Source organism: Flavobacterium sp. GNP010, assembly GCF_056428945.1.
In genome coordinates this window covers 1-3,728 of record NZ_JBWJVK010000083.1, presented here as the reverse complement: position 1 = coordinate 3,728, position 3,728 = coordinate 1, and the positions used below count along the sequence as shown (strand labels likewise).

4 protein-coding genes are annotated in these 3,728 nt (G+C 32.9%); 1 reads left to right on the top strand and 3 read right to left on the bottom strand.

Annotation, left to right across the window (positions count from 1 at the left end; genetic code table 11):
- Window positions 1-310 precede the first annotated feature (310 nt).
- From AC061C_RS15405 to pyrF, 3 genes are all read right to left on the bottom strand, one after another.
- Window positions 311-1,096, bottom strand: a complete 786-nt coding sequence (locus AC061C_RS15405) for an alpha/beta fold hydrolase (protein WP_478291903.1) — start codon at window positions 1,094-1,096, stop codon at window positions 311-313.
- 246 nt (window positions 1,097-1,342) lie between these two features.
- Window positions 1,343-2,143, bottom strand: a complete 801-nt coding sequence (locus AC061C_RS15400) for an ABC transporter substrate-binding protein (protein ID WP_478291902.1) — start codon at window positions 2,141-2,143, stop codon at window positions 1,343-1,345.
- Between the two features lie 192 nt (window positions 2,144-2,335).
- Window positions 2,336-3,178, bottom strand: coding sequence for an orotidine-5'-phosphate decarboxylase (pyrF, locus tag AC061C_RS15395; protein ID WP_478291901.1), 843 nt, complete (start codon window positions 3,176-3,178; stop codon window positions 2,336-2,338).
- Window positions 3,179-3,463: 285 nt separating this feature from the next.
- Between pyrF and AC061C_RS15390 the strand changes: the two genes are divergently transcribed.
- The coding region (locus tag AC061C_RS15390; protein ID WP_478291900.1) for a hypothetical protein at window positions 3,464-3,728 on the top strand (265 nt) is incomplete at its 3' end.

Genomic DNA, 3,728 nt, shown 5'->3' with positions numbered 1-3,728 from the left:
TGCAAAAGGTATTTGCTATGCAGGATGCAAAATAAAGTATTTAGTGAGTTATTTTTTGGATGACTTATCAAGTTGCTACGTAGTATTAAAACTAAAAAATAGAGGATAATTTCATATAATTTTAATTCTCTAAAAAAAATACAACAACTGCAATGTGCTAAACCTTAACGTATATCCAACAAAGTAATAACAAAATCTTAACAACAAAACCTGATCCTCTAAACTACCTTTGTAGGGTAATAAACTGGTTATTTATTATTTTGGTTTTGGTTAGTTAAAGAATTGCCTGCATTTTTAATGCAGGCAATTTTTATTTAGCTGTGTTTATAAAAGAAAGAACCACATCATTGAAAGCATTTGGTTGCTCCACATTGACTACATGTCCACAATTTGCTATGACAAATAGCTTTGATGATTTATAATGATTCTCTACGACCTTACGTACAGATGGCAAAAACATATAATCCTCTTCGCCCATTACATACAAGGTAGGAATATTCAATTCTACTTGGCGGAACCATTTTAATACGGGATTTATTTCGGCTGTCAATTTAAACCACTTGATAAACTCTTTTTGGTATAATTTTTTTGCCTCGTTGATAAAAAGAACACGCGATTGCTTGTGACTTTTTTTGGGCATGATTACAAACGCAAAAAATTTATATAACACCAAATATGGTAAGACATATTTAAACATGTTTCCCAAGCGCATTAATACTTGAGAACGGAAATTCATTTTCAGTATGGCTCCGCCCAAAATCATGCTTTGTACACGTTCAGGGTACATTTCTGCCAATTGCCTAATGAGGATTGTACCTAATGAAATCCCAACAAAATGTGATTTTTTTATTTCTAGAAAATCTAAGACTTCAAGAATATCATTGGCTAAAGCCGAAAAAGTATATTTCTGTTTGAAAGCCGTTTTTAAAGTGGTTTTAGAATCTCCGTGACCACGTAAATCCAATAATAATACATTGTATTGTTTCTTGAAATCACGTATTTGTTTAAACCATATAGAAGAGCTTCCACCGGCTCCATGGACAAAAGTGACCCATTGATCGCTGTTTTTATTTTCGTAAATGGTGTAATTAATCACTTAATTTTTTTTGTAAAAATAGGACTTTAATTTTAAATCGCAATCGCAACAAAAAATATTGCACTTTTAAAAGTTGTAAGCTGTTCATTTGCAAAAAAACCACACCAAAGTAAGGATTATTGCAAGATAAAAATGAAATAGAGAAGCTTAAACCAGAATATAAATGCACGCGGAGGTGAATTTAATACCGTAAAAAACACCGCAAGAGTGCAATGTTTATGGAAAATTGATTTAAAAGAATGTGAATTATAATTTTTGATGCATTTTTTTAAAGTAGTCAAACGCTTTTAAAAGCCTGCTACCATGCCACGAAAACATTTCTCCATCTACAAAAACAGTTTTAGCATGATGGGTATGACTGCCAATTTCGAAAGCATCTCCTTCTTTAAATGGAAACGGTTCCGATGACAGGAAAACCAAATCAGGATCACCCTCTAAACGTATTTTTTTGAGTTCGATTTCTGGATAACGTCCTTTATTCTCATAAATATTCTGAAAGTGGTTCAGTTTAAGCAATTCATTGATAAAAGTATCCGATCCAGCAACCATGAAAGGGTTTTTCCAGATAAAATACGCTACTTTTTTTACCGGCATGTCTTTGATAAAGTTTTTAAAATCACTCCAGGCAAAATCTATTTTATCATTCCATTTCTGCGATTCGGTTCTGCAATTAAAGAGTTGACCAAAGTCGGTTATCATCTTGAAGTTATCTTCGATCGTGATGATATTGGTCACCCAAACAGGGCAAATTTTCTGCAATTCGGCTACTATTTCAAGTGTGTTTTCTTCCTTGTTACAAATAATGATATCCGGCTGCAACAATCTAATTTTCTCGACATGCACTTTCTTGGTACCGCCAACAATTTTCTTAACCGATTTAAAATGATACGGATGCACACAAAACTTGGTAATCCCAACAATACGGTCTTCTAAACCTAAATCATACAATAATTCCGTTTGCGAGGGAACTAATGAAATAATGCGCTTGGGCGAAGTTTCAAATGAATGGGAAGTGCCTATTTGATCGATTAGAGTTTTTTGTTTCAAGTTTAAAGTTTAAAGTTCATATTATTAAAACATAAATTAGTAGTTTTTTAACCATTAAGAAATTAAGAAAATTAAGCTTTAAGAGAATTTCTTAATGGTTGTGAGAAACAAGCTTTAAAGTATTTCTTAGTGAAACTTAATTTCTTAATGGTTTACAAAAAGTCCCAGTTTACCATTCTTCCAATTTAAACCTTAAACTTTAAACTTAACACTAATAATCGCTTCCATTTCTTGTTGTATTTTCAAGGCTTCTGCTCTTGCTTTTTCTGCAAAATCAATTCCATTTGATGCGTAAATAATGCCTCTTGAAGAGTTGATTAGCAATCCTATAGCATCGCTCATCCCATATTTACAAACTTCAGACAAGCTGCCTCCTTGCGCTCCTACACCCGGAACGAGCAAGAAACTATCGGGAACAATTTTTCTAATTTCAGTAAAATATTCGGCTTTAGTCGCACCAACTACATACATTAGATTTTGGGCATTCTTCCATGATTTAGAAGTTTCTAAAACCTGTTTGTATAATTCCTGACCTACAGCGCCTTCTGAAGTTGTGGATAAAGTCTGGAAATCGAATGCACCTTCGTTAGACGTTAATGCCAACATAATTGTGTGTTTATTTTCGAATGCTAAAAAGGGCTCCACTGAATCTTTCCCCATGTAAGGAGCCACAGTTATGCTATCAAAATTCAAATCTTCGAAGAAAGCTTTGGCATACATAGATGAAGTATTGCCAATATCGCCACGTTTAGCATCCGCAATCGTGAAGATTTCAGGGTGATTTTCGTTGATGTACTGAATCGTTTTTTGCAAAGACATCCAGCCTTTTATTCCATAAGCTTCATAAAACGCAGTATTAGGTTTATACGAAACCGCAAGGTCATGGGTGGCGTCAATTATGGCTTTATTGAATTCAAAAATGGGATCTTCCAGCTGCAGTAAATGTGGTGGAATTTTATTCAAATCAACATCTAAACCTATACAGAGAAATGATTTTTTGGTTTTGATTTGATCAATGAGTTGTAGTGTAGTCATAATTTTAGTTGTGTGCGACAAATTTATGAAAAAAACTACGAAAGGATTGGCCATTTCCCAACATAAAAACTTTAGAAAATTAGAAAAAAAATACAGACGGAGCATGTCAAAAAAATTCCTAACTGCAAAAAAAGGCTTTCACTAAATTCTGTTCTAATTTCGAAATAAATTGATTTTCAATATAATAAATGTGAATTATACAAGGAAAATAAAGTATTATGTAACAAAAAAAATCTAGTACTGAACCACCTTTGCAAAGTTAATAAAACAATATAAAATCATAAAATGAAAAACTTTACACTAGCAGCCTTTATCTTGGCAACCACAATTTCTTTTGCAAACGAAAACGAAAAAATCAATCCAGTTGCAATTTCAAAAAAACAAAAACTTGAAATCAGCAAATCGACTGATAAAACAGTATATTTTTGGGAAGTAAGCACAACTACTGGTTCAGCAAGTGGCTATGCAATGTCAGAAGCACAAGCTTTAAAAACAATCAAATTAATGGGAACAAACGACTTGGTTACCTATAGAATCATTGAAGCCTACA

What these genes read in the sequence shown, in the direction of transcription:
- pyrF (WP_478291901.1), bottom strand. Translation starts at nt 3,178, where the DNA reads ATGACTACACTACAACTCATTGATCAAATCAAAACCAAAAAATCATTT.